Source organism: Bacillus methanolicus (assembly GCF_028888695.1).
In the GTDB taxonomy this organism is placed as follows: Bacteria; Bacillota; Bacilli; order Bacillales; family Cytobacillaceae; genus Bacillus_Z; species Bacillus_Z methanolicus_B.
The window spans coordinates 1-23,579 of the sequence record NZ_PNFF01000001.1 but is presented as its reverse complement, the minus strand read 5'-3'; the positions used below and the strand labels follow the sequence as shown (position 1 = coordinate 23,579).

At 37.5% G+C, this 23,579-nt stretch carries 15 protein-coding genes and 2 CRISPR repeat arrays; of the genes, 5 read left to right on the top strand and 10 right to left on the bottom strand.

The annotated features are described in order from the left end of the window. Positions 1-58: 58 nt before the first annotated feature. The 3 genes from recQ to C0966_RS00065 all read right to left on the bottom strand — a co-directional run bounded on the left by recQ (position 59) and on the right by C0966_RS00065 (position 3,445). Entirely contained in the window at positions 59-2,191 is a 2,133-nt protein-coding gene (gene recQ / locus C0966_RS00075; RefSeq protein ID WP_274853117.1) for a DNA helicase RecQ, read from the bottom strand. A gap of 490 nt (positions 2,192-2,681) precedes the next feature. Next, entirely contained in the window at positions 2,682-3,065 is a 384-nt protein-coding gene (locus C0966_RS00070) for a DUF3147 family protein (protein WP_274853116.1), read from the bottom strand. Between the two features lie 17 nt (positions 3,066-3,082). After that, positions 3,083-3,445: a DUF3147 family protein gene (locus tag C0966_RS00065; RefSeq protein WP_274853115.1), complete on the bottom strand. Its 363-nt coding sequence runs from the start codon at positions 3,443-3,445 to the stop codon at positions 3,083-3,085. Positions 3,446-3,683: 238 nt separating this feature from the next. After that, positions 3,684-4,369: a CRISPR direct-repeat array (repeat unit 36 nt; unit sequence GTGCCAATCACCTTATTTTCTGCTATGTATTCAGAC). A 151-nt stretch (positions 4,370-4,520) separates the two neighbouring features. Here C0966_RS00065 and istA point away from each other — a divergent pair. Continuing rightward, positions 4,521-6,080 (top strand): IS21 family transposase, encoded by a 1,560-nt coding sequence (gene istA / locus C0966_RS00060; RefSeq protein ID WP_274853114.1) that lies wholly within the window; start codon positions 4,521-4,523, stop codon positions 6,078-6,080. Then, positions 6,077-6,823 (top strand): IS21-like element helper ATPase IstB, encoded by a 747-nt coding sequence (istB, locus tag C0966_RS00055; RefSeq protein WP_274853113.1) that lies wholly within the window; start codon positions 6,077-6,079, stop codon positions 6,821-6,823. The genes istA and istB overlap by 4 nt, the downstream gene beginning before the upstream one ends. Positions 6,824-6,901: 78 nt before the next feature. Next, positions 6,902-10,335: a CRISPR direct-repeat array (repeat unit 36 nt; unit sequence GTGCCAATCACCTTATTTTCTGCTATGTATTCAGAC). A 333-nt stretch (positions 10,336-10,668) separates the two neighbouring features. Here istB and cas2 read toward each other — a convergent pair. The 7 genes from cas2 to C0966_RS00020 all read right to left on the bottom strand — a co-directional run bounded on the left by cas2 (position 10,669) and on the right by C0966_RS00020 (position 20,334). Beyond that, positions 10,669-10,962 carry a CRISPR-associated endonuclease Cas2 gene (cas2, locus tag C0966_RS00050; protein WP_274853112.1) on the bottom strand — a complete coding sequence of 98 codons (294 nt, stop codon included), beginning with the start codon at positions 10,960-10,962 and terminating at the stop codon, positions 10,669-10,671. Between the two features lie 9 nt (positions 10,963-10,971). Then, complete coding sequence (cas4g/cas1g, locus tag C0966_RS00045) at positions 10,972-12,633, bottom strand: CRISPR-associated endonuclease Cas4g/Cas1g (protein ID WP_274853111.1); 1,662 nt, start codon at positions 12,631-12,633, stop codon at positions 10,972-10,974. A gap of 17 nt (positions 12,634-12,650) precedes the next feature. Beyond that, positions 12,651-15,989, bottom strand: a complete 3,339-nt coding sequence (cas12b, locus tag C0966_RS00040) for a type V CRISPR-associated protein Cas12b (protein ID WP_274853110.1) — start codon at positions 15,987-15,989, stop codon at positions 12,651-12,653. A 217-nt stretch (positions 15,990-16,206) separates the two neighbouring features. Next, positions 16,207-16,782, bottom strand: a complete 576-nt coding sequence (locus C0966_RS00035) for a Uma2 family endonuclease (RefSeq protein ID WP_274853109.1) — start codon at positions 16,780-16,782, stop codon at positions 16,207-16,209. Between the two features lie 22 nt (positions 16,783-16,804). Beyond that, complete coding sequence (locus C0966_RS00030; RefSeq protein ID WP_274853108.1) at positions 16,805-17,197, bottom strand: hypothetical protein; 393 nt, start codon at positions 17,195-17,197, stop codon at positions 16,805-16,807. A 52-nt stretch (positions 17,198-17,249) separates the two neighbouring features. Beyond that, positions 17,250-19,967 carry an MBL fold metallo-hydrolase gene (locus C0966_RS00025; protein ID WP_274853107.1) on the bottom strand — a complete coding sequence of 906 codons (2,718 nt, stop codon included), beginning with the start codon at positions 19,965-19,967 and terminating at the stop codon, positions 17,250-17,252. 88 nt (positions 19,968-20,055) lie between these two features. After that, entirely contained in the window at positions 20,056-20,334 is a 279-nt protein-coding gene (locus C0966_RS00020; protein ID WP_274853106.1) for a transporter suffix domain-containing protein, read from the bottom strand. A gap of 189 nt (positions 20,335-20,523) precedes the next feature. Between C0966_RS00020 and C0966_RS00015 the strand changes: the two genes are divergently transcribed. The 3 genes from C0966_RS00015 to C0966_RS00005 all read left to right on the top strand — a co-directional run bounded on the left by C0966_RS00015 (position 20,524) and on the right by C0966_RS00005 (position 23,410). Further along, positions 20,524-20,883 carry a hypothetical protein gene (locus tag C0966_RS00015; RefSeq protein ID WP_274853105.1) on the top strand — a complete coding sequence of 120 codons (360 nt, stop codon included), beginning with the start codon at positions 20,524-20,526 and terminating at the stop codon, positions 20,881-20,883. Between the two features lie 140 nt (positions 20,884-21,023). Then, complete coding sequence (locus tag C0966_RS00010) at positions 21,024-21,980, top strand: D-2-hydroxyacid dehydrogenase (RefSeq protein ID WP_274853104.1); 957 nt, start codon at positions 21,024-21,026, stop codon at positions 21,978-21,980. Between the two features lie 197 nt (positions 21,981-22,177). Beyond that, positions 22,178-23,410 carry an IS4 family transposase gene (locus C0966_RS00005; protein WP_274853102.1) on the top strand — a complete coding sequence of 411 codons (1,233 nt, stop codon included), beginning with the start codon at positions 22,178-22,180 and terminating at the stop codon, positions 23,408-23,410. Positions 23,411-23,579: the final 169 nt, after the last annotated feature.

Genomic DNA, 23,579 nt, shown 5'->3' with positions numbered 1-23,579 from the left:
CGCATTGAGGGTCAGGCCCGCATCGCTTTAAAGTGATAAAGGATTTTTGCCTCTCGATTTATTCTTTTTCTCTTTTCCGATTGAGAAACAGAAATGCTTTAATCATAAAATATGTGATTTCCTCAGGGAGCAGCTCCTTGATCGGTTTCAGCTTGCCGCTGCCTGCCTCCTTCACCGCCTGTTTTATTAATGGCAAGAATTCAGCGGGAATGAGGGATCCAAGGTCTACATCCAGCCCTTGTTCCGCACAGTGCAGCAGATGATTCTCAACTGTCGAAAGCGCAAGCTCTCGCTTCTTAGAAATTTCCTTTAAAGTGAAACCGTTCTGAAACATTTCGTACGTCACAAGATGTGAATCCCGTTCCGCTTTTTTTGACGGTTTTTTCAGAAAACTTTCTGCCGACCTTTCCTGCATTCGCTCTGGATGTTCTTCACAATAAGCGATAATAGCACTGATAAAAGCTTCTCCATATTTTTTCAATTTATTTTCCCCTACCCCATTTACCTGCAGGAACTCTTCACTAGACTGAGGCAATTTCACACACATATCCTTTAAGGTTGCATCGGAAAAAATAACAAAAGGAGGCACATTTTCTGATTCTGCAATACTTCTTCTAACAGTTCTCAAGCAATCGAACAATATATCATCTTTCGATACATGCCTTGATTGCACAGCTTGTTTTCTGCTTACGGTTTGCTTTTCGAGTAATACATCCCGGCCTTTCTCCGTAACATAAATCGTTGGGAAAGACCCGTGCTGCACTGCAATTAAATCCTGGGAGATAAGGAACTCGATAAAATCACTTACTTCTTTTGCGCTTTTTTCTTTCATAATGCCGTATGTGGAAAGGTTATGAAAGCCGAGCTCTGTAATTTTTTTGTTCTTTGATCCGGTTAAAACCTGGGCTGTCATCGTCTTTCCAAACTTCTGACCCATCCGAACGATGCATGACAATACCATTTGTGCTTCTTTTGTAACATCCACGCTTGCACGGGAGTCAGTACAATTCCCGCAACGCCCGCACGACTTTGTCTCTCTTTCGCCAAAATATTGCAAAATATAAGCCTGTAAGCAATTTTCCGTATGGCAATAATCCACCATAAGCTGCAGTTTTTCGAGTTCCTGTGATATACGATTCCGTTCACTCGACTGTTCAATTAAAAATCGTTGAACTTGTACATCTTGCGGAGAATAAAGAACAATGCATTCGCCGGCAAGACCGTCCCTTCCTGCACGACCCGCCTCCTGATAATAGCTTTCCATGTTTTTAGGAAGTTGGAAATGAATCACATAACGAATATTGGACTTGTCAATCCCCATCCCAAAAGCAGAGGTAGCTACCATGACAGTTGTTTTATCCTCCAAAAACTGCTCCTGCTCTCTCATCCTGTCCATATCGCTCATGCCTGCATGATAACGGCCGACATTGATATTTTCTTTTTTCAGCCTTTCATATAGCTGGTCAACCATTTTCCTTGTGGCCGCATAAATAATGCCCGATTCTTTATGGTTCTTTTTCAGAAAATCCTTTAAAAAGAGAAGCCTGTCCTGGCCTTTAATGACTGAAAAGGATAAGTTTTCCCGTTCAAATCCCGTCATTACTGTATTGTTACCATCAATCTCCAGAGATTCGCATATATCATCTCGTACCTTTGGCGTAGCAGTGGCTGTTAAAGCAAGAACAATTGGCTTTTCCTGCAAATTGTCCACCATTCTGCGTATATGACGGTAGCTTGGACGGAAATCATGTCCCCACTGGGAAATACAGTGCGCTTCATCCACGGCAACAAGGGGTATCTTCATGCCTTGCAAATCTTCCATAAACTCTCTGGATTCCAGCCTCTCAGGAGCAATATATAAAAGCTTGTATCGGCCATGTTTGGCTTCCATCATCCGCTCGTTTGCTTCCCTTAAACTGATCGAGCTGTTAATAAATGTCGCTGGAATCCCCAACTGCAATAGAGCATCCACTTGATCCTTCATCAACGAAATCAACGGGGAAACGACAATCGTTGTACCTGGCAGCACAAGAGCCGGAATTTGATAGCACATCGATTTTCCGCCGCCCGTCGGCATCACACAAAGAGAATTTTTACCTTCTAACACATAACGAATCGCTTGTTCCTGTCCTTTTCGAAAAAGCGAATAACCGAAATACTGCTGTAAAAATTGCTGCGCTTTCTCAAACAAGTAGCTGGCTCCTTTCTTTTTCGCTAACACAACGTTTTTAGATAGTTTCATTATATATGATTTTCAAGCCAATCCCCCAAAAACGTAGCATCGACAGCATATTTTCACTAAAATTCGTCAAATTAGTTAAGGTTTTATTGTTTTTATGGTCATTTTTTGTTGAACTTTTTGTTGTTTTAATTTAAAAAATTTGCGGTAAAACGTAATAAAATAGTGATTGGATAAATGTTTATAATCCCATACAAATATATAAAAAACTTCCAATCACCATTCTACATTGAATTCTAAGAATGTTTTCCAAAGAGGAGGGATTTTACATGAAGATCAAAGTAAGGATTTGGAGAATGCTAACACCGCAAGGAAAGTTATCTATTTTAAAAACGGTCAGCCAGCGCTCCAGATTCAGAAATAGTGCTTAAAAAATCGTTAAGTATACCTGCCTTCTATTATTGTTAATTTATTAAGCAATAAATAGATGAAGCAGGAAACCTTAATTGGTCCCTGCTTTTTCTTTTATACTGAAATTCTTAATTTGTTCTCTTAAAGTTGAAATGAATATGGAACTAATAAGCCATAATAGCAAACCTGCGAAGATGCTCAAAACCCAGTTGTTGCTGGCTTTCAATACAGCCAGTACAGTTGCAACGCAAACAACCCCGCCAATCATTCCATAAACGGATCCTTGAGCAATTTTCGCTGCCTTTTTTGATCCTGAAGAAATGCCCATCATGAAAACAGCTGTTAACATGACTGCCGGAAATGCTGCAAAAATTCCGGAAAGTAATTTCCATGGTGAGATGATAGTCACCAAATAACTAAGCATGACAGCTGTGCCTCCAAGTAAAAAGCGGATTATTAAATCTTTTTTATCCACAGTTGCTCACCTTTTCTTTAATAGTGCGATGTGACCATGGCAACGACCATTGAGATAACAAACCAAAAAACCATAGAATGGATTAAACCTCGTTTCCATCCCTTTTTCGGCAGCAGGTAGCCTGCAATCATGGCTACAAGAATATTTATTATCATCCCAATTATGGCTCCTTTGGATAACAAAACCGAGTGAGCAATAAGCTCATCACCGGTAAAATCAAGACGGACTGTTAGTAACGCAGCCAGATAGACCGCCGGAAACGCCGCAAAAATACCACCTGCTTTATCCCCTAGTTTTCGGGCTATAATTGTTGAAATCAGTACTGCTGATCCTCCTAAAAGGAATCGAATGATCAAAGCACTGAAAGATAGTTCATTCATTATATTTCGCCTCACCTAGTACTTTTGACGAGTTACATTATTATTATATCTAAAGAAGGGATATTTGTGAAATAATTCACAAATAAGAGCCCTAAGTATTATTTTATCGCTATTTTCGATGTTTCTCTGTGAACATTTTTTAAAAATTTCTAGAGCGTTAACACAGAAATTTAATAGAAAAAACTATTAATTTAAAGGAAAAATGACCCTAAAAGGGATTTTGCAATTTTTGGAGTCAGTGCCGACCATCTTATTTTCTGCTATGTATTCAGACTTTACGATGTGTTTATTTCCGTTATTGTCGTAATGTGCCAATCACCTTATTTTCTGCTATGTATTCAGACAAACCGTGAACTTAAAGGAATTTGGTGCTTTTGACGGTGTGCCAATCACCTTATTTTCTGCTATGTATTCAGACCTTTTCAGACATCACTTGGTTTATTACTCAAAAAACGTGCCAATCACCTTATTTTCTGCTATGTATTCAGACGCGTATTGCCGAACAACAGCTTCTACGGCTATTTTTTCGTGCCAATCACCTTATTTTCTGCTATGTATTCAGACTATTCTCTAAAAAGCGAGCAGACCAAATATTGTTACGTGCCAATCACCTTATTTTCTGCTATGTATTCAGACATAACCTACAAGACCACCCATCAATAATGTTGTTGGTGCCAATCACCTTATTTTCTGCTATGTATTCAGACCACCGCATGGGCGCTTTTTTATACTTCACTATTCTTCGTGCCAATCACCTTATTTTCTGCTATGTATTCAGACAACGCCAAATATTCATTTCCCGTTTGCTCGAAAAAGGTGCCAATCACCTTATTTTCTGCTATGTATTCAGACTCTGTACGTTCAGCAAATACATTGCCATTTTTATCGGTGCCAATCACCTTATTTTCTGCTATGTATTCAGACATTTATGGCCATGGTGTAACCGATAAAATATAATTGACAGTTTCCGATAAATAAAATTTTACACATTTCATGTTCAAACTATTAAAATAGTTTTCTATCGCTGTTAGTATTTTTATTGTCGAGATATTAACGGTGATGGAGGATTTGAAAGGTGGACAAGTTTGAAGTGTATGTAGAGATACGACAATTATTGGAATTGGGGTTCAGTAAGGCTAAAGTGGCTAAGAAGTTAGGAATCTCCAGGCCCACACTGTACCGGTATCTTAATCAAAACCCTAAGGAGATGGTTGAATGGATTGACTCTACTAATACAAGATCTAAAAAGTTAGATCCTTATAAAAGCCAAATATTAACTTGGCTTAATGAGCATCCTGACATGTCAGCTGCCCAAGTGGAAGATTGGTTAAAGGAAAGATATTCAAGTTTGGAAGTTTCCGAAGGTACCGTTAGGTCCTATGTTCGTGAACTGAGGATTCATTACGGAATTACAAAGGAAACACTCCCCAGATCTTATGAAGCTGTTCCAGAAGTAGAAATGGGAGAACAAGTCCAAGTTGATTTTGGGGAGACTCATCAATATACGCGAGGGAAGAAAAAAGTAAAACTATATTTTATAGCGTTTGTACTTTCCCATTCACGATATAAATATATGGAATGGTTAGATCGACCTTTTACTACTCGTGATGTCATACGTTGTCACGAAAATGCATTTCAATGGTTTGGGGGCATCCCTCGTGAAATTGTTTATGACCAGGATTCATTAATACTTGTTAGTGAAAATGGTGGAGATCTCATATTAACAAAGGAGTTTGAATCCTATCGACAAGAAAGAAAATTAAAATTGAGAGTTTGCCGTAAAGCTGATCCGGAAAGCAAAGGGAAAATTGAAAATGTTGTAGGATATATCAAACATAACTTTGCTAAACATCGGGAATTCACAAATATTGATGAATGGAATGAGGCGGGCTGGGAATGGCTGAACCGCACTGGTAATTATAAAATACACAATACAACGAAAAAAAGACCAGTCGAAGTATTTCAGAAAGAAAAGCAATACTTAAGACCAGTCCTCAACAAATTATCTAACTTAAATCCTTACTCCAGTATAACAAGGGCTGTTCGTAAAGACAACACTATACGATATCAATCAAATCGTTATTCAGTCCCTCTTGGGACATATAACAAACAAAAAGAAGTTTATATAACTGAATCTGATGGATACTTGTTTATTTATGAAAAAGCAGACGGTCCTTTGATAGCTAAACATAAAATATTCCCTGGCAAAGGACAATTAATCCAAGATCGTCAGCATACACGAGACCGAACAAAAGGTATTGATGCTTATATTGAAACGGTCTCACGTTATTTCACAAATTCTGAACTTGCCAAATCCTATTTACAAGAAATTCGAAAAAAGAAACCTCGTTATATACGGGACCAATTACAAATTATTTTGAAGCAAATCCGATTAATAAAGCAGTCCGTAGTGGATAAAGCTTTGGAGGAATGCATGAATAAAAAGCTTTATACAGCAACCGACTTTACCGATATGGCTCAGTACCTTCAACAACAAAAACAAATAAACAGCAGCAGTAAGGATAAGGAACAAGTGGTAATACCAGTTGTGGAACGTAAAAATCAAATCAACCAAATCAATACGCAAAAACGTGATGTGAATAAATACATATCTGTATTGGAGGGGCAAAAATGAACTCATTATCAAAATCACAAGAGCTTTTAAAAGCTCTTCGTTTGAAGGAAACGGCTCATTATTTGCCAACTTTAGTTAAAGAAGCCGAAACGAACGATTCCTCATATCTCACTTTTCTTAATTGCATTTTAGAATACGAGCAAAAAAGAAGGGAAGAAAAGCAGTTAGAAAAGCGACTAAAGTGGGCAAATTTTCCGTTTCAAAGAACAATAGATGAATTTAATTTAGAGGAGCAACAATCATTAAGCAGGAAGCAATTGAATCAACTTAAGGAATTAACATGGATTGAACAATTGTATAACATCATTTTCCTTGGACCGCCAGGTGTCGGAAAGACCCACTTGGCGGTGGGTTTAGGATTTGTAGCTATAAATCAAGGCTATAAAGTGATGTTTATTACAATGGGAGAGCTGATACATACATTGAAAACAGAAGAAATTTCACGTAAATCTCAAACAAAAATAAAAAGAATCCGAAGTGCAGATTTGATTATTATAGATGATCTTATGTTTATGGCCATGGACCAACATGAAGCTAACTTATTCTTCCACCTAATTAACGATTTATATAATAAGTCGTCTATTATACTAACATCTAATAAAGCGCCAAAGGAATGGGGGGAATTATTAGGTGATCCAGCGATTACCACTGCCATCTTAGATAGAATTCTTCATAAAGCTGAAATTATTCACCTAAATGAAGATAGTTATAGAATGAAACATAGATCCTCTATATTTAATTAAAAGTGTAAAAAATTAATTATCGGAAATTGTAATATTTCACTTGACGGTCACACATGGTGTCTGTTCGTTTCATATTTCGTGCCAATCACCTTATTTTCTGCTATGTATTCAGACCTTGTTTCAATAATTCAAGTTCTGCTGACAATTCCTGTGCCAATCACCTTATTTTCTGCTATGTATTCAGACTCCACGAAAGGATATTTTTCGTGAAAAAATTTTTTTGGTGCCAATCACCTTATTTTCTGCTATGTATTCAGACAGAAACAAGAATAGGTAATAGAAATGGGGGCGTTTTGTGCCAATCACCTTATTTTCTGCTATGTATTCAGACCTGGTCAAGCAGGTTCGGGTAAAACATTATCAGCTATGTGCCAATCACCTTATTTTCTGCTATGTATTCAGACATACCATATAATATAAATAAAATCAACTTTTTATAGTGCCAATCACCTTATTTTCTGCTATGTATTCAGACACAAGATCAAGTACCGATCGACAAACTGTCTTATGAAGTGCCAATCACCTTATTTTCTGCTATGTATTCAGACACTAGTTTTTCTTCTTCGTTCAAATCGAATCCGTATGGTGCCAATCACCTTATTTTCTGCTATGTATTCAGACCCAGTAGAAAATCCAATAATAACGAATCCAACTGGTGCCAATCACCTTATTTTCTGCTATGTATTCAGACCACAATATTTTGATTGCATACAGTATCACCTACTGCGTGCCAATCACCTTATTTTCTGCTATGTATTCAGACCTATTTATCAGTGGATACGCCTTTACAATCCATGATGTGCCAATCACCTTATTTTCTGCTATGTATTCAGACTTGGTCTAGAAAAAGTTCATATTGCCTTTATTGATGAGTGCCAATCACCTTATTTTCTGCTATGTATTCAGACGAGTATCCAGCCAATTAAATCCATCTTGGTTTGTTAGTGCCAATCACCTTATTTTCTGCTATGTATTCAGACTTTTTGAGTACTCAATTCATTCACCTCGATTTCTAGTGCCAATCACCTTATTTTCTGCTATGTATTCAGACGCTTTCGAGATCAATTTGTCTTTAAGGAGAAGATGTGCCAATCACCTTATTTTCTGCTATGTATTCAGACGATGAACTCTATGAAAAGGGATTAAGCAACCAAAGTGCCAATCACCTTATTTTCTGCTATGTATTCAGACGAAGAATTAAAGGTGAGAATCAGTGAATCTAGATGTGCCAATCACCTTATTTTCTGCTATGTATTCAGACCCTCAATTTTTGTTTCATCATCAAAGCCATCTAAATGTGCCAATCACCTTATTTTCTGCTATGTATTCAGACGGTGTTTCTCTTGACCTTCCTTCCCTGATCGATGACTGGTGCCAATCACCTTATTTTCTGCTATGTATTCAGACACAAAGCACGGACAGGGGTTGAAATCAACCGAAGGGTGCCAATCACCTTATTTTCTGCTATGTATTCAGACTTAAATCTTATGATAGAAACCATTAAGGAACTTGACGTGCCAATCACCTTATTTTCTGCTATGTATTCAGACATTTTGAAAACAATCTTTATCAACAGAAACAGAAAGGTGCCAATCACCTTATTTTCTGCTATGTATTCAGACCTAAACATACGTTTATATCTTTCTTTCACTTTTTCAGAGTGCCAATCACCTTATTTTCTGCTATGTATTCAGACATTCATTGGAGAAGTTGGAGAAACCTCAAAAAAGTAAAGGTGCCAATCACCTTATTTTCTGCTATGTATTCAGACAATGCGGCGGATAATGCAAATACAGCCGCAGATAATGCGTGCCAATCACCTTATTTTCTGCTATGTATTCAGACGATACCGATTCGCAACAGCTCGTCCGCAATTTTTTTGTGCCAATCACCTTATTTTCTGCTATGTATTCAGACAACAATTTCACAGTATTAAAGTGACACTAAACATTGTGCCAATCACCTTATTTTCTGCTATGTATTCAGACTAAATGATTATCCCAAAGAATTAACTGAAAGTAGAGGTGCCAATCACCTTATTTTCTGCTATGTATTCAGACTTAATACCTGCTTATGCAAGGGGTATTGGCTCAAAAATGTGCCAATCACCTTATTTTCTGCTATGTATTCAGACTCTGAATACGTTCTTCTCTTGTCAAGTCATCAAAAGTGCCAATCACCTTATTTTCTGCTATGTATTCAGACGTCAAGTAGATGTCAAGCTAAAAAATATCTATTTCCGGTGCCAATCACCTTATTTTCTGCTATGTATTCAGACCAATTTGGCACATCACATCACCACCGCCTCCTTTGGTGCCAATCACCTTATTTTCTGCTATGTATTCAGACACAGTGCAGAGCAAACTCCTTTCAATTGGATATCTGAGAGTGCCAATCACCTTATTTTCTGCTATGTATTCAGACCTACAATGGTGCTTTCTAACGCTTGCAATTGAGTGTTGTGCCAATCACCTTATTTTCTGCTATGTATTCAGACAGTTGATTCATCTGCTCTAATTCCATTAATTTGTGTGCCAATCACCTTATTTTCTGCTATGTATTCAGACAAGATATTATTGATCAAAACAAATCGTTAAAAGAAAGTGCCAATCACCTTATTTTCTGCTATGTATTCAGACTCTTGATTTAGATGCTCAGGAAATTTTTGATATTATGTGCCAATCACCTTATTTTCTGCTATGTATTCAGACGGGTAGAAATAAATATTATTGTAGTAAAGAAGAATATGAGTGCCAATCACCTTATTTTCTGCTATGTATTCAGACAGGAATCTTTCTGAATCCTATGAGTCGATATTTAAGTGCCAATCACCTTATTTTCTGCTATGTATTCAGACATTGAAGGTCTTTTAGTATTTCACTGGGTAAACCTACACCGTGCCAATCACCTTATTTTCTGCTATGTATTCAGACTAAATTGGTACGGTGGAAAATATTATATGGCTAATAGTGCCAATCACCTTATTTTCTGCTATGTATTCAGACATTAAAGGATCTTTATATACTTTTGGTTCAAATAATGTGCCAATCACCTTATTTTCTGCTATGTATTCAGACCAGTTAATTCGAAAACGACGATTGACACAATTTAAAAAGTGCCAATCACCTTATTTTCTGCTATGTATTCAGACATGTTTACATTCGTATGACCATTAAAAATGTTTTGATGTGCCAATCACCTTATTTTCTGCTATGTATTCAGACAAATTCTCTTGCTTCACGAATATTGATCGCTTCTGCGTGCCAATCACCTTATTTTCTGCTATGTATTCAGACGGGGGCTCAAGCAAAGGATTCGGGGAAATCGATGTGCGTGCCAATCACCTTATTTTCTGCTATGTATTCAGACGGCGCTTCTTAAGATGGCTCAATTTTACGCTTTAATGTGCCAATCACCTTATTTTCTGCTATGTATTCAGACAAGCATTTCTGGACAACGTCATACAAGCTGGCGCCGTGCCAATCACCTTATTTTCTGCTATGTATTCAGACTGCTGCCCGAGGAACCCATTGAAAACACAGCGTCTTGGGGGTTAAATTCGAGGGCAAACAAAAATAAGTATGCAAAAACCTTTTTTTCAAAGAGCTTTCAACCTAAAAAAGTCCTTAAAAACCTTTATAAATAAAGAATTCGAGTACCCTCAGGTCTTTTAGACATACTTCGGTACTCGACAATAAAATCAAAATACATAGCAGAAAAAAGATAATCCTGTGGTTGGCAAAGTTTTTCTTTACCGAGGCACACGCACAGAATTAATCGACCCTATAGGTCATCTTCATTATATTATTTTGTCCAATTTTCATCAAGTTATTATTAGAATTTTTTTAATAAATTAACTTTGATAAATCTCTTGGGTAGTAATCTCTTCCGACAGTAGATATTTTTTTATTTAACTGATCGCGTGTAACTGGGCCTATATGGACGAACATAACTTGATCTTGTTGATGGTGCACAATATCTTCTAATTTGCTTTTCAAGTCCGCTTCTTGCAATTCGGTCAACTGGCAGATAAAAACAGAATACTGCACATGTTCTCCAAACGCCTTCATTATTTTGTAGACCTTTCTCCATCGTTTTGAGTCAGAAATATCATAACTTACCAATACATATTGTCTCATCTTTTCCTCCTACCGTGTAGTTACTGGCCTATATTCATTAACTTCCCCCTCAAGGTATCTAGCCAATAACCGTACCTCTACATCTAAAGTTCTTCGATAACTAATTTTGTACCCAAAACGGGGATGAGTTAAGGTCTCATGAAGACGACGTTCATATGCAGCAAAAAATTTTTTTCGGCCATTCTTGTTTAACTGGCAGCTGTCCTCTCCTCGATAAAAATCGTCTAAATCAAGTTCTTGTGTATTTAAAATTCTTAAAACGACGCTATCAACAATAAGAGGGCGAAATGGCTCCATAAGGTCCAATGCAAGAGCCGGCCTTCCGGGTTCAATAGAATGATAAAATCCAAACATTGGATCCAATCCTACACCAGTACAAGCAGCTAAAACATCCCGTGCTAACAGTGTATAACCTAAAGAAAGGAGAGCATTTACCGGATCTTTGGGAGGCCTTCTGTTTCTTCCATTCATAAAAGCTTTTCTATCGACACCTTTAAGTTTTAACATTGTTGGGAAAGCCTCAAAATATAGTTTGGCAGCACGACCTTCAATTCCTCTTAGACTTTCTATACTCTCTGCCGAAATTGCCTTGTCACGGAGTTCTTTCAATTCTTGAAGCAAAGATTTAGGCGCGGATCCATTACGTCGAAGTAAAGTCCTTTGGTTTGAAATTTTAGCATATATGATCCATTGGGAAAGTCTCAAAGCATGATCATAGTGCTGAAATTTGATAAATTGATTCTTACGGAGAAAAATATTCTTGGTAACGGGCGGCATTGTGTATCCAATCATTTGTCCATGAGTAGACAAGTAGCTAATTGTAATCCCACATGCCATTAAAGTATGTGTAAGCTGTGTAGAGCATTGCACATTCCCCATTAAAGAAACATGGATGATATCTTTAATTGGAATTTCATCTGATCTTCCATCAGGATAGCGAATTGTCAGGCTTTCTCCACTTTTTCCTAATTTTGTCCCAGGTTCTGAAACATATAAGATTCCTCCATCGTCTCTGTTAGGAACAATTTTTCTAATATTCGTACTAGCACCAATCAGATAATTCGTCTCATCCGGTAAACAAACATAGTTCAACGAACATCGGAAACATTTATTGGAATCTTTAAGCGGCTTTGGAATCGGCTTATTTATCAGTTCATGAGCTTTCCTAATATAATAATTTGTAAGATTGATAAGATCTTGAGTAAAATCCACTCTAACTTTTTTCTTATTGCCTCGATAATAAAGATAACCATAATCAGATGAATAGCCATTTGCCCTTAGCAATAACCCTTGTGCACATAATTGAATCTGATCATTTGGCCATGCCGTACCCTGTAGATCATAGGTTTCAACCTTAAAACTTTGACTGCCGTCAGGAGCAGATGAGTGTTTGCTTTCTACCGGCACCCAAAGGTCTTTTTCCAGAGTAACTGTATCCAACTTTCCTACAATATTTAGATGATCATCACCTAAATGCAAACTAAGCGGGGCTTCCCCCCACAATTCCGTGGGGGCAATCGTCCCTTTTCTCATACGATTTTCCGCCCTGCGGTGCTGTGCATCCCCTTCAATTGTGTCAGCACTTTCTTCAAAAATCCCTTGTACGTGCATGATATAGTACAGTCGTTCACAATATTGGATTTCATTAAGCATTCTAATCGGTATAGACAACTTAGGGAAACCTCCGATCACACCTCCACTTTATTTTTCAGGATTTTCTTCTTTAAACAGTTTCTTATAATATTGTTTACTATTGACCAAAACTCTTTTTGTGGACGCCACGTTCCATTATTAAAAAAATACCCACTTGGATCACGGAACAACGTCACGTATTTTTTCTGCTGTTCTTCCGCAAGTTCAATAGTTTGAGCAATTTCGCCAAGTTCGTCCAAATCCTGAAGCTCGATTGTGGAGTCTGTTTTTATTTTTATTTTTATTTTGTCGGATTTTTCCAAATTATATACCTCTTGTTTATCACTTACCTTAACAAATTTACCTTTACCTAAGTATTTCTTAACTGATTCAGATTTTGGAACATAAACTTCATCATCGCCCACTTTTGCTAATTGACATGATACTCTAAATACTTCAGAGTTTTGCTGCCAGAATCTTTTTTGAAGATTTTGAGCTGCATTAATATCTGCATGAATAACGGTTAGCTCATTATCATCAGATTCTTTTTTATAAGGTTTAGAAAGAGTCGCAAATAGTTCTCCGCCTTCCCACGGAACTATGTCACCTTTTCTCAGGTGGTTAATCTCATTTTCATTTATAAAATTTGATTCAATTAATTGATTTAAAACATAGGATCCATCTTTTAAATCCTCTTCAGTCAATGCACGACAACGAATTCCCGGTGCCCCTGTCTTTGCATGAAACCGGGAAGAAAACTCTGACCGAACGTCTCCAACTTGCAGACCAAACATCTCTCCCTGCATATAAACAGTTTTTGGAATGCTTCTGTGGGCCCATTTCATTAGCTTTGAATTTTCACGGCGCGAACGGTCGAGATTGAACAAATATCGGTTAAGATTTTCAAATAAAATCACCTGGCATGCAGGATACGTTTCTTTCCAACGTTTATCCTTGTTCGGCTCTCCTTCATCATACTTATATCCTAATGCGGTCATAACAATTAAATTAGCCATTTGTTTAAGCCGATCTTCTTTTACATTTTGAATATGCTCTAGCAAATTAGTCCCAAATGGTTCATCGTTTTCAATTCGATTTGCTTCACCCGGCGTACGGGACCTTTTGCTCCAAGAGATGAGCAGTCGTCTTGTATCTTCCAATTCGTCGATATTCCACATTGAGATTCCGGCTAGATTTCTGCGACCATCACTTAAACCTCTGCGCCATTTACTGACAATTTGACCGACATAAGGTTCCATTCTGCGATGCAATTGGATTACATTTTCCTTCCAAATCTCTTCATTATAGAAAGCCATATTTAGTAATTCATTAAATTCTCGAATCCAAGCTTTCTTATCAGCAACTGACCACAAATTATTTAATTCTATATTTTCCAATAATTTATTCATTGCTTTCTTCCGTTCGTCAGGGGTCTTTTTTGTTCCCAATTTTAATACACTAGCTAACATTCGAATGTGCGCTCTTACAATAAGTCGATTCTTTCTGCGTTCTTCCCTTTCTTGACTAATTCTTTTTGTAACTACTTCTCCAGGTAGATTTAAAAGAAAACTCCGTCTATGAAGAGCATATAGATCTGTATCTTTAATGTTATAAAATAACCTTCGTTCTTTATCTTTCGGCAATTCTTTTACAACTTCAAAAATGGAAACAGATGCTGATGTACGTTGTCCCATATCAATGCTCATAATTCGCATTCCTTCGGTTAACGACTCAACTCCGACCTTACTTGTAGCTGAACTGTTATTTATCCATTCAATTAATTCTTTCGGTTTATAGTCAATTACTTTTGGATATTCTGAAGGCACAATTTTTAATGCTTTTCCAATTGGAGATTGAAGCCGACCATTTTTCACTTCTTGTAACGGTGTCACATCAATAACTAAATTCAGAAAAACTGGCCCAATATCACCTGCAGTTAAAAACTCACGGTGGTTCTCAAGATGTTTTCTGTTAAATTGGATCCTTGATCCACCTAATACCCCTTTAAGAGGAATACCAGAGCTATAGTCTGAAAAACTTATTTCTTGCTTTCCTTTAATATGCTCTTCTAAAATAATTTGTCGGATAGATTGCTTTGAAGGCGCCAAGGTGATCTCTACCTTTTCTTTTTCAAACCAGCCCTCTTCTTTAGGCCAAATCATTTTACTAAGAATAACCTTAAGTTCCTTTTTTGAATTTTGTTCGAGTTTAAAGAGATTTAAATTCGTCCCGCCTTGCGCCTCATAACGTACCCAAAGCGGATGTTCAATAGCATCCGGAAGTGTAAAAGTTGCTTGTTCTCTTGTTTGTGAAAGCCGTTTTAACAAACCATTGTAAACTGCAATACGATAGATCCTTTCTGGATGTCCTCGCCATATATCTCTATTTTCCAATTCAGCCAAAAAGCTGAACACTTTAGGATCTCCGAATCCTTCTGACATCTTGCTTTGTTGTTCTGCAACAACCTTCCATAACTCTTCCTTTGAAGCTGATTCAGGCAATTTACTCCATTTTTCATAAACACGATCCCATCCACGTATTTGCCTTGAGGTGATTAAATACCCGTCATTTGAGGCAAATGCGTTTTGAGCCAATTCCTTGTCTCGATCCTTTTCAAACTCCCTAATTTTTTCTATCCACTTTTCGCCACCTGATAAATTCTCTTTATAATAATTCTCAACTTTCTCTTTTAACTTTTCCCGCTCATCTGCAACTCGACGGTTCCACGATTCCCATGACAAAAGCCGCTCGATTGCTTGAATAAACATATCTTTATCCCATTTCCGAACAGATTGGCGTTTTCCCATTGGAAGCCACTCAATATCTTTTTGTTTGCTTGTAAATAGAGTAAACAAAGGCAATAAACCTAAATTATTAAGATTATTTAAAATTTTTACAGTTCGATCTTTAGCTTTTCTCTCATCATCCTTTTGTTTCTCAATTTCCCAATTTGGATCTCCTTCTTCTTGCATTCGTTTCCATCTGGGCTTTCGACCTGCTTTGGAAGTGCCCTTTCCTGCTTGGCTGTTTGGATCAACAAGAGGATACAAAAACTTATTTCCTAATTGATTTGCATCACCGCTTTCTCCAATAGCCGAAGGAATGATTAACTCATATAATTGGCGAAGCAAAGTAAGGATTTCCTGATCACTTCCAATCTCTTTAAGAGAACCATTATTCCGTTGTTGTTCTCTGATTTTCTGTAGTAGTTCCGACTGAATTTCTTCTTTAGTTTTATCACCAATTACATCTTGACGAAAGAGAGTCAATAAATCCATGTAGTAAGCAATACCTTCATTAACTAGTCGATGTGTTCGCCAAAGAGCTTTGCGTAAATGAATCGAATCTTGTCCTGTATTCGTTTTCATTTTTAATTTCATACTGCGAACAGCCATAGATAATCTTCCCTTCTATCAAATTGTCTAATTTAGGAAAAGTATAACCCAAATATTGGAGTCAATAAAGTAATTTATAGGAATATTTTACTATTTTATACTCTCGTTAATTAATGGGGTATAAAAAAACCAACCCAAAAAGCTATTAATACAACTTTTCAGGTCAGTTTCATTAAAAAATTGTGGAACTTTGGTCGATTAAATATCTTTTATGAAATTAATCCTTAAAAACATTCCTCAAATCAATAGAAAAACCTTCAAAGAGACTTACTTCCAATCGATCCTCTTTTATAAAAACGCCCGCTTGTTTATATGCGGTTCCATCCAATTTATAAACCTCTACCGACATATGGTATGGATCGACTATCCAATATTCTTTTACACCTGCTTTTTCATAGCTTTTATATTTAATTAAGCGGTCATTTCTTGTTGTTGATGGGGATAGAACTTCGATTACTAAGTCTGGAGCACCGGTAATATATTTTTCGCCTATTTTATTTCTATCACATACGACAATTAGATCTGGCTGGACCCAGTCTTTAATCTCATCATGATTTGTTTCTTTCGCAGCAAATAAACAAACGTCAATGGGCGCTGAAAATGCCATGCATTCTTTTCCACGAAGGAACATTTTGAATTCCGCAGTTAGTTCATCGACTACATCCTGATGCTTCGGGGTAGGTGAGGGTGACATACTAATGATTTCCCCGTTAATAACCTCGCAAGAAATATCCTCATCCCAAGATAAATAGTCGGCATAAGAATATTTTCGTTTTCCTTCCGGCATTCCCATATAAATCACCCCGTTTTATTAACTATTGTATCATTAGATGAAGATTTTCCCCCGAGCTTTTTAGCTCGTACATAATGCGTAGAATACAAATCTTCCATGTACTGGCTTCCTGTTTTCGAGAAACGCAAGCGCTGCTTTGGCCCTTTTCCCCAAGACATGTAAACGGTCTTAGAAGGTTTAGATTTTGTTCTTTCGCAAATTTCCGCAGTGTCATTAAAATATGATTTAATTTCGCAAGATTGCCTGTCGCAGCTCTTTCCAAATATGGAATTCTCCCGAATCTCCACTCCTCTACTTGCTTTGTAGCGATCCGCTCCATTTTGACTAAAAGGTCAATCGGACTGACAAAACCTTTTTCTTGTAACAATTCAAAAGCACATGTGTAAACTTTTTTTTCTATTTTTATTCTGCTCATTATTTGATTCCTTTTTTAAAAATTTTTGATAGGTAAATCAATGCACCAAAACTCAAACGATGACATCCAAAGAATAACCTGTTTCTCTCTTAATCTTTTCGCTGATTTCCCTTCGTTTTTCATCATCCGGCAATGATCCCAGCTTTACAGTCACAAGCTTTTTATCGATATGAATGGAAGGGTTTTTCTTTAATTCCCAATCATGAGGAATCGCTTCAAGGGTGATGCGAATGATTTCATTTTGCTTCGGATTTTTTGCAAAAGTTACCGGCATGCCGATTCTGTAAGAGAGTTCTTCTAAATCCGTTTCATGCCGGATGGCAATTTCCGGTGAGATAAAATGGACTTCCATAATCGTTTGTCCGTTCAGTTGTTTGATTCCCGTTTTATAAATGGTAATTCCGCGATCCAGAGCCCATTTTTTTGCTTCTTCGATTGCTTCATTGTTTTCAAGCCTTTTTGAAGGAGTATTCGCTTGATACAATTCCTTTTGCACGTGATTCTGTAAAGACGGAAGAGATTCTCCTTTAAATTGCAAGTCAAATCCTGTTTCTTCTTTAAACTGATGAATCAATTTTTCAGCGTCGCTCGGTCTGTCTATCGGAACAACCACTTTCTGTTCGTTTATATGAATAGATGGCGATCCGATTGAACCGCCAAATATCCTTAAGAGCCGAGCTTGCAAAAGATCTTGGCGGACAGAATTAGAAAAACTTACTGTCCATCCCGTTGCTTTTTTGATCATGTCATAAAGTTCTTTTCTCTCACTTTCGGATACAGCATCCGGAAAGTCAAAATAAATTGTCAGTCTTTCTTCTTTCGTCCCTAAGTCATCCACCCCGCAGCGAATAAACCGCGGATGGGACGCCAAAAGATTACGGACAATTTCCATTGCTGACGCAGGATTGACCTTTTGTGCTTGAATCGGCAACTCAAAATGAGTAAGCTGCCGCTTTAAGTTTTGATCAAATTTGTAATAATTTGTCCCGTCTTTTTCTTTATAACGGTTTTCACTCGGAATACTTTGCAGAGCTAATGCAACAGCCAGTTTCTCTTCAATGCCAGTAATTTGAAGCGAATCAAAAATATCTTCAAGCGTTAAAATTTGATTAGGCAAAGCATCCCAATTTACTTTTTCAAGAAAAGGACGAACAAAGGTTAAAACTTGATCGGCCGCCTCTTTCAGCTCTTCGATCGAACGATTCCATTTCCCAACCGTTTCTGCAACTTGCCCCGTTTGAACTCTTACTTGCTTTCCTTTCATTGTCTGACAAATAAACGAGTTTGTTTTTGCGTGGACTCCTGTACATATGACAAGTTTAAGATTATTTTCATTTTCGGGTCGATAGAGAAACAGGCTTCCTATTTTCTCCCTGAGCTCATCGTTTGTTTTATACCTTTTTCCTACTACTCCTTTTCCTGATTTCCGTTTCTCAAACTCGTAAGATTGGCCATTCTCTACTAAAATTGGATGAAATCTCGGATCGATTAAACTTCCAAGCTGACTTCTCGCTTCATCATCGCCGTGGACAAGCAGTGTGTAAGTTGGATTTAATGTTTGGATAAAACGGTTCATTTCATTTGCATCAGCATGCGCAGATAAACCGTACTTTCCAACACGGCATTTTACTTGATAGGTTGTCCCGTTCAGTTCCAATTCGTTTTCAAGACCATCCGCAACGTTTAACAGTTTTTTGCCCGGACTCTCTTCATCCTGGTAGCCGGTAATAAAAATCGCATTTTTCTCATTAGATACGAGCCTTTCTGCGTACCACGAGCTCGCTCCTCCAGTCAGCATCCCTGAAGAAGCAACAATACAGCCCGGTTTACCGTTAAGCACTTCATTGCGCTCTTTTGGCTCTACAGCCTTGCATCGCCCTTCCGTTAAAAATACATCTCCATTTTTTCGAATGCGATGAGCGACAGGTCCTTTTAAAAAATGGGGGTAATGATTATAAATTCTGCTTATAGGTGTTACAAGCCCATCGACATAAATAGGAAATTCCGGGATAAGCCCTTTTTCCATATAATCTTGCAAAATTAATAAAACTTCCTGTGCCCGCCCGAGAGCAAATGCAGGAATAAGCGCAAAGCCACCTCCGGAAATGACTTCCGAAACATGTTCAGCAAGACGCCTTTCTTCTGTATTTCTATCGGTATGAGCACGGTTTCCGTAAGTTGATTCCATAATGACCACGTCAGGCTGAATATCATGTGGAACTTGGGCCCCCGGAATCGTTCGTCCCGCTTTAAAGCTCAAGTCTCCTGTAATAAGAAGTGTTTCCCCTTCTCCTTCGATGAGAAACATGACGGCTCCTAAAATATGGCCGGCGCGATAACTCGTTATTTTCACATTGCCTACCCGCAACGATCCGCTGGCGGGAAAAAGAAGAAGCGATTCAAGCAAAGAGTTTACCTGTTCTTCCGTATATGGAACTAAAGTATTGGTCTCACGGGAGCGCTGTTCCAATATTTTATATGAATCTTTCATCATCACTTTCATAAGATCTGCAGTCGGTGGTGTTGCATAGATGGGTACATCTGGAAAAAGGGAATGAACGATCGGAAGCGCTCCAATATGATCGGCATGGGCGTGTGTCACGAGAATGACATCCGGTTTGCCAAGCGTGTCCAGCATCCCTAGAGCCGGAAGCAAATCTTCCCCATGCATTCTCATTCCCGCATCAATTAATAAATTCGTACCGGCTATATTGATATGTAAACAAGAAGCGCCAACTTCGCTTCCTCCACCTAGAACACTGACTTTCATAACAATTTCCCCTTCCAAAATCCAGGATTTAATCCTGCCTTTAGTATACTTCATACACAATGGTTAAAAAAAGAGACCCATATTGCGGTTAAGGATTTTTGTTTTTTCTAAACCAATTCAAAGGATTAAAATACTTCCTATATTTCGTAACGACCTCTTTCCCTAATATAATGCCGCCTACCCAAAATGTAATTTCTCCTGAAAGGACTAATACTGAAGAAATGATTACCTTTGTTCCAGTTGAAAAAGGTATAAGAGGTACGAGTAAGAGAGCTCCATAAAGTACGAACGACATGATGATCAAACCTATTCCAACTTTTCTTAACGTAGATCGCTTAGAAGACAATGTTTTTTGTTTTTGCGACATGAGATCCTCCAAAATTGTTTTAACACCATTATAAATGAACAATTCCAAAAATGGTATGAGTCACCATCGGAAGGATGCCTCACACCCACTTTATTTGTTTAAGATGGGTGAATGCCGTGTCAATTTAAACAAAGTTACATAATTTGTAGGGAATTTATCACGAATTTTTTTAAAAGGAGAGTTGTCCACATGTATCCTTACGACTATTATTCAGAATATGTTCCGTATCAAACTAGCTACTATATACAGAATGATTTCATGCAGCAGGAGCCATATGAATCATACAGACAGCCGCCCCAAGTTCAGGCGCTTGAAAGAAGAGTAAATGCTCTCGAAAGACAAAATGCGCAGCAAGCCAACGAGCTGACCCGACAAAATAGAGAAATTAATCGTTTGAACGGAGAAATAAACCGGATAAACCAGGAAATAAGACGACTAAATCAAAACGATGAACGTCATACACGCCGCTTGAACAGATTAAACCAAAGGCTGCGTGTAGTCGAAAACAGATTAAATATTCCGTTTACTCCTTTTGAAGGCGAGTTTTAAGTTTAACAATGAATAGAAGCAGGCTGCCTAAATTGGTTTGGCTGCTTTTTTCTTTTTTTTCGTAGTAGGCATACTAGGTCAGTTTTTCATTCGTATGTTAAAATAAAAAGCAAAAAGTGGAAAAGAATGGAGGAAACGCAATGGAAAAAAGAAAATTGGTTGTCGCTGTTGATATTGAAAAAGACTTATTCGATCAAATAAGAGAGGTCATTCCCGAGTGGGACGTCATTGTAGGAAAAGATCGTGCTATTTGGATCGATCATGTAAAAGACGCTGAAATTATTGCCGGATGGAAAATAGAAGAAACTCTTTTCAAAGAAAATTTGCAGCTTCGCTGGATGCAGAGCTGGAGTGCCGGAGTGAACAGCCTGCCGTTGGAAAAATTGGCGGAAAGAAACATCGTGCTGACAAGTGCCAACGGAGTGCATGCTTACCCGATTTCCGAGACCATTTTTGCATTGTTGCTCGCTCTGACGAGAAAAATCCATACATATGTAAAAAATCAGCAAGCAAAAACTTGGCACCATTCCGGTCTCAAACATGAAATCCATCAAAAAACAATCGGGATCATCGGTGTAGGTGCAATTGGGAAGGAAACGGCAAAAATAGCAAAAGCTTTTGGAATGACTGTATTAGGGATACGCCATTCCGGCAGGCCGGAAGAATTTGTCGATGAAATATACACCCCGGATCAACTGTATCAAATTCTCCCTCGATGCGATTATGTCGTTATTACGCTTCCTCTCACAAAAGAAACCTATCATTTATTTGGCGCAGAGCAATTTAAATTAATGAAAAATTCCGCATACTTAGTCAATATTGGAAGAGGCCAAATCATCGCAGAAGAAGAACTGATTACAGCACTCCGCGAGGGGCAAATTGCCGGCGCCGGACTGGACGTATTTGAAACAGAACCGTTAAGTGAAGACAGCCCTTTATGGGATCTTGAAAATGTAATCATAACGCCTCATACCGCAGGCTCAACTGAACATTATAATAAACGAGTGATCGAAGATATTTTTATCCCGAATTTAAAGAGCTATATTCAAGGAAAAACCCCTTCCATTAACTTAGTGGATTATGAAAAAGGATATTAATTTTCACAGCTGCAAATAAGACCAACATCACTAGCGTTGCATTAAATAAAATTTAATTTGTCAAGGCTTTTCCCATAAAATTTTTATTGAATAATTTGTAATTAATGGTATTTTTTGTTCAAAAGTGCATAAAAAAACCTTATAATTAGGTGGAAGGTAGGTAGTCCTGTCCAAATCCCAATTATAAGGAGACCTCTATGGACAAGAATACCATAAAAACAGTATTTAAGGAATACATCCAACCAATGGATGAAAAAGTTTTTTTAAAAATGATTGATCAGATGAAGCTTGATAAATATGTGAAAAAGCTGGATAGCCTAACATTTACGAAACTTTTTATATATGCCCAATTGAAGCAGCTTGATAGCCTAAAAAAAATCAGTTTCAAGGTGAAAAACAAAAAGAAATTACAGAAAGAACTTGGCTTAAAAAGTATTAGTAAATCTCAACTTTCTCGCAAACTCTCCGATCTACCCCCGGAGATTTTTGAAGTTATTTTGCATCACTTGGTTGAACAAATCTATCGGGAATTCGGAAAAGAAAAGGGCGATGATTTACTAGGAAAAATCCATCTTATTGATTCAACAACCATCTCCTTATGCCTTAGCCAGTATCGATGGGCTGATTTTCGAAATACAAAAGCTGGAGTTAAAATCCATACTCGAGTAGTATTTCATGAAGGGGAAACTTTCCCAGACAAAATCATGATTACTCCTGCTAGACCAGCAGATGTCACACAGTTAGATGGTTTAATGATAATCGATAAGGATGCGCTCCATGTGTTTGACCGGGGTTACTTTGATTTTAAAAAGTTCGATGAGTACTGCCGTCATAATATTCGATTTTGTACTCGTATCAAGGAAAACACTGTCATCCATGTCATTGAAGAACTTCCCGTTGACCCGTCGTCAAACATTTCTCGGGAAGCAATAGTAAAACTGGGAAGGATGAAATATCCCGTTAGACTGATAGAAACGAAAGATAGTCAAGGAAATACCCTATCTATCATCATCAATGATGCAAAAATGAGTGCACAAGAAATTAGTGAACTTTACCGTAATCGCTGGCAAATTGAACTTTTCTTCAAGTGGATGAAGCAGCATTTAATCATTAAAAGATGTTATGGAAAGAGCGCGAATGCTGTTTTCAACCAAATTTACATAGCCATGATTACTTTTTGTTTAACTTTATTGATGAAGAAAAAAGTAAGTTATCAGGGAACGCTCCTTGAGATGTTTGAATTTATAGAAGAATATTGGTCAAAAAGCTTCTTCGAATTTATAAAAGAACTATTTAAAACACCTGATCGATCATCATATGGACGAAGGCCACTTAACCATGAACAAATTTTCATTGAAACCCTAGCACAGTTTGAAAAAGGAGATGTACAGCATTTAGATGATTTAACATATGACCCTATTTATTTGTAAAAATCTGGATAAGGACTACCTTCAAATAGGTCCCCTTATCCTTTTTTTCTTAAATACTCAGAAATATAAAATCAGAATATTCAAACCATACATTTTTTGGGATATTATTTAAAATAATCCCAATTTTATACTCTTGACTTTTTCTTATGTTTTTTGTGCAACGCTAGTG

Bases quoted from the DNA above. Each gene is read 5' to 3' on its own strand.
- C0966_RS00020 (WP_274853106.1), bottom strand. From the start codon at position 20,334: ATGTCGCAAAAACAAAAAACATTGTCTTCTAAGCGATCTACGTTAAGA.
- C0966_RS00015 (WP_274853105.1), top strand. From the start codon at position 20,524: ATGTATCCTTACGACTATTATTCAGAATATGTTCCGTATCAAACTAGC.
- C0966_RS00025 (WP_274853107.1), bottom strand. From the start codon at position 19,967: ATGAAAGTCAGTGTTCTAGGTGGAGGAAGCGAAGTTGGCGCTTCTTGT.
- cas2 (WP_274853112.1), bottom strand. From the start codon at position 10,962: ATGAGACAATATGTATTGGTAAGTTATGATATTTCTGACTCAAAACGA.
- istB (WP_274853113.1), top strand. From the start codon at position 6,077: ATGAACTCATTATCAAAATCACAAGAGCTTTTAAAAGCTCTTCGTTTG.
- cas12b (WP_274853110.1), bottom strand. From the start codon at position 15,989: ATGGCTGTTCGCAGTATGAAATTAAAAATGAAAACGAATACAGGACAA.
- C0966_RS00010 (WP_274853104.1), top strand. From the start codon at position 21,024: ATGGAAAAAAGAAAATTGGTTGTCGCTGTTGATATTGAAAAAGACTTA.
- C0966_RS00035 (WP_274853109.1), bottom strand. From the start codon at position 16,782: ATGGGAATGCCGGAAGGAAAACGAAAATATTCTTATGCCGACTATTTA.
- C0966_RS00065 (WP_274853115.1), bottom strand. From the start codon at position 3,445: ATGAATGAACTATCTTTCAGTGCTTTGATCATTCGATTCCTTTTAGGA.
- C0966_RS00005 (WP_274853102.1), top strand. From the start codon at position 22,178: ATGGACAAGAATACCATAAAAACAGTATTTAAGGAATACATCCAACCA.
- C0966_RS00030 (WP_274853108.1), bottom strand. From the start codon at position 17,197: ATGAGCAGAATAAAAATAGAAAAAAAAGTTTACACATGTGCTTTTGAA.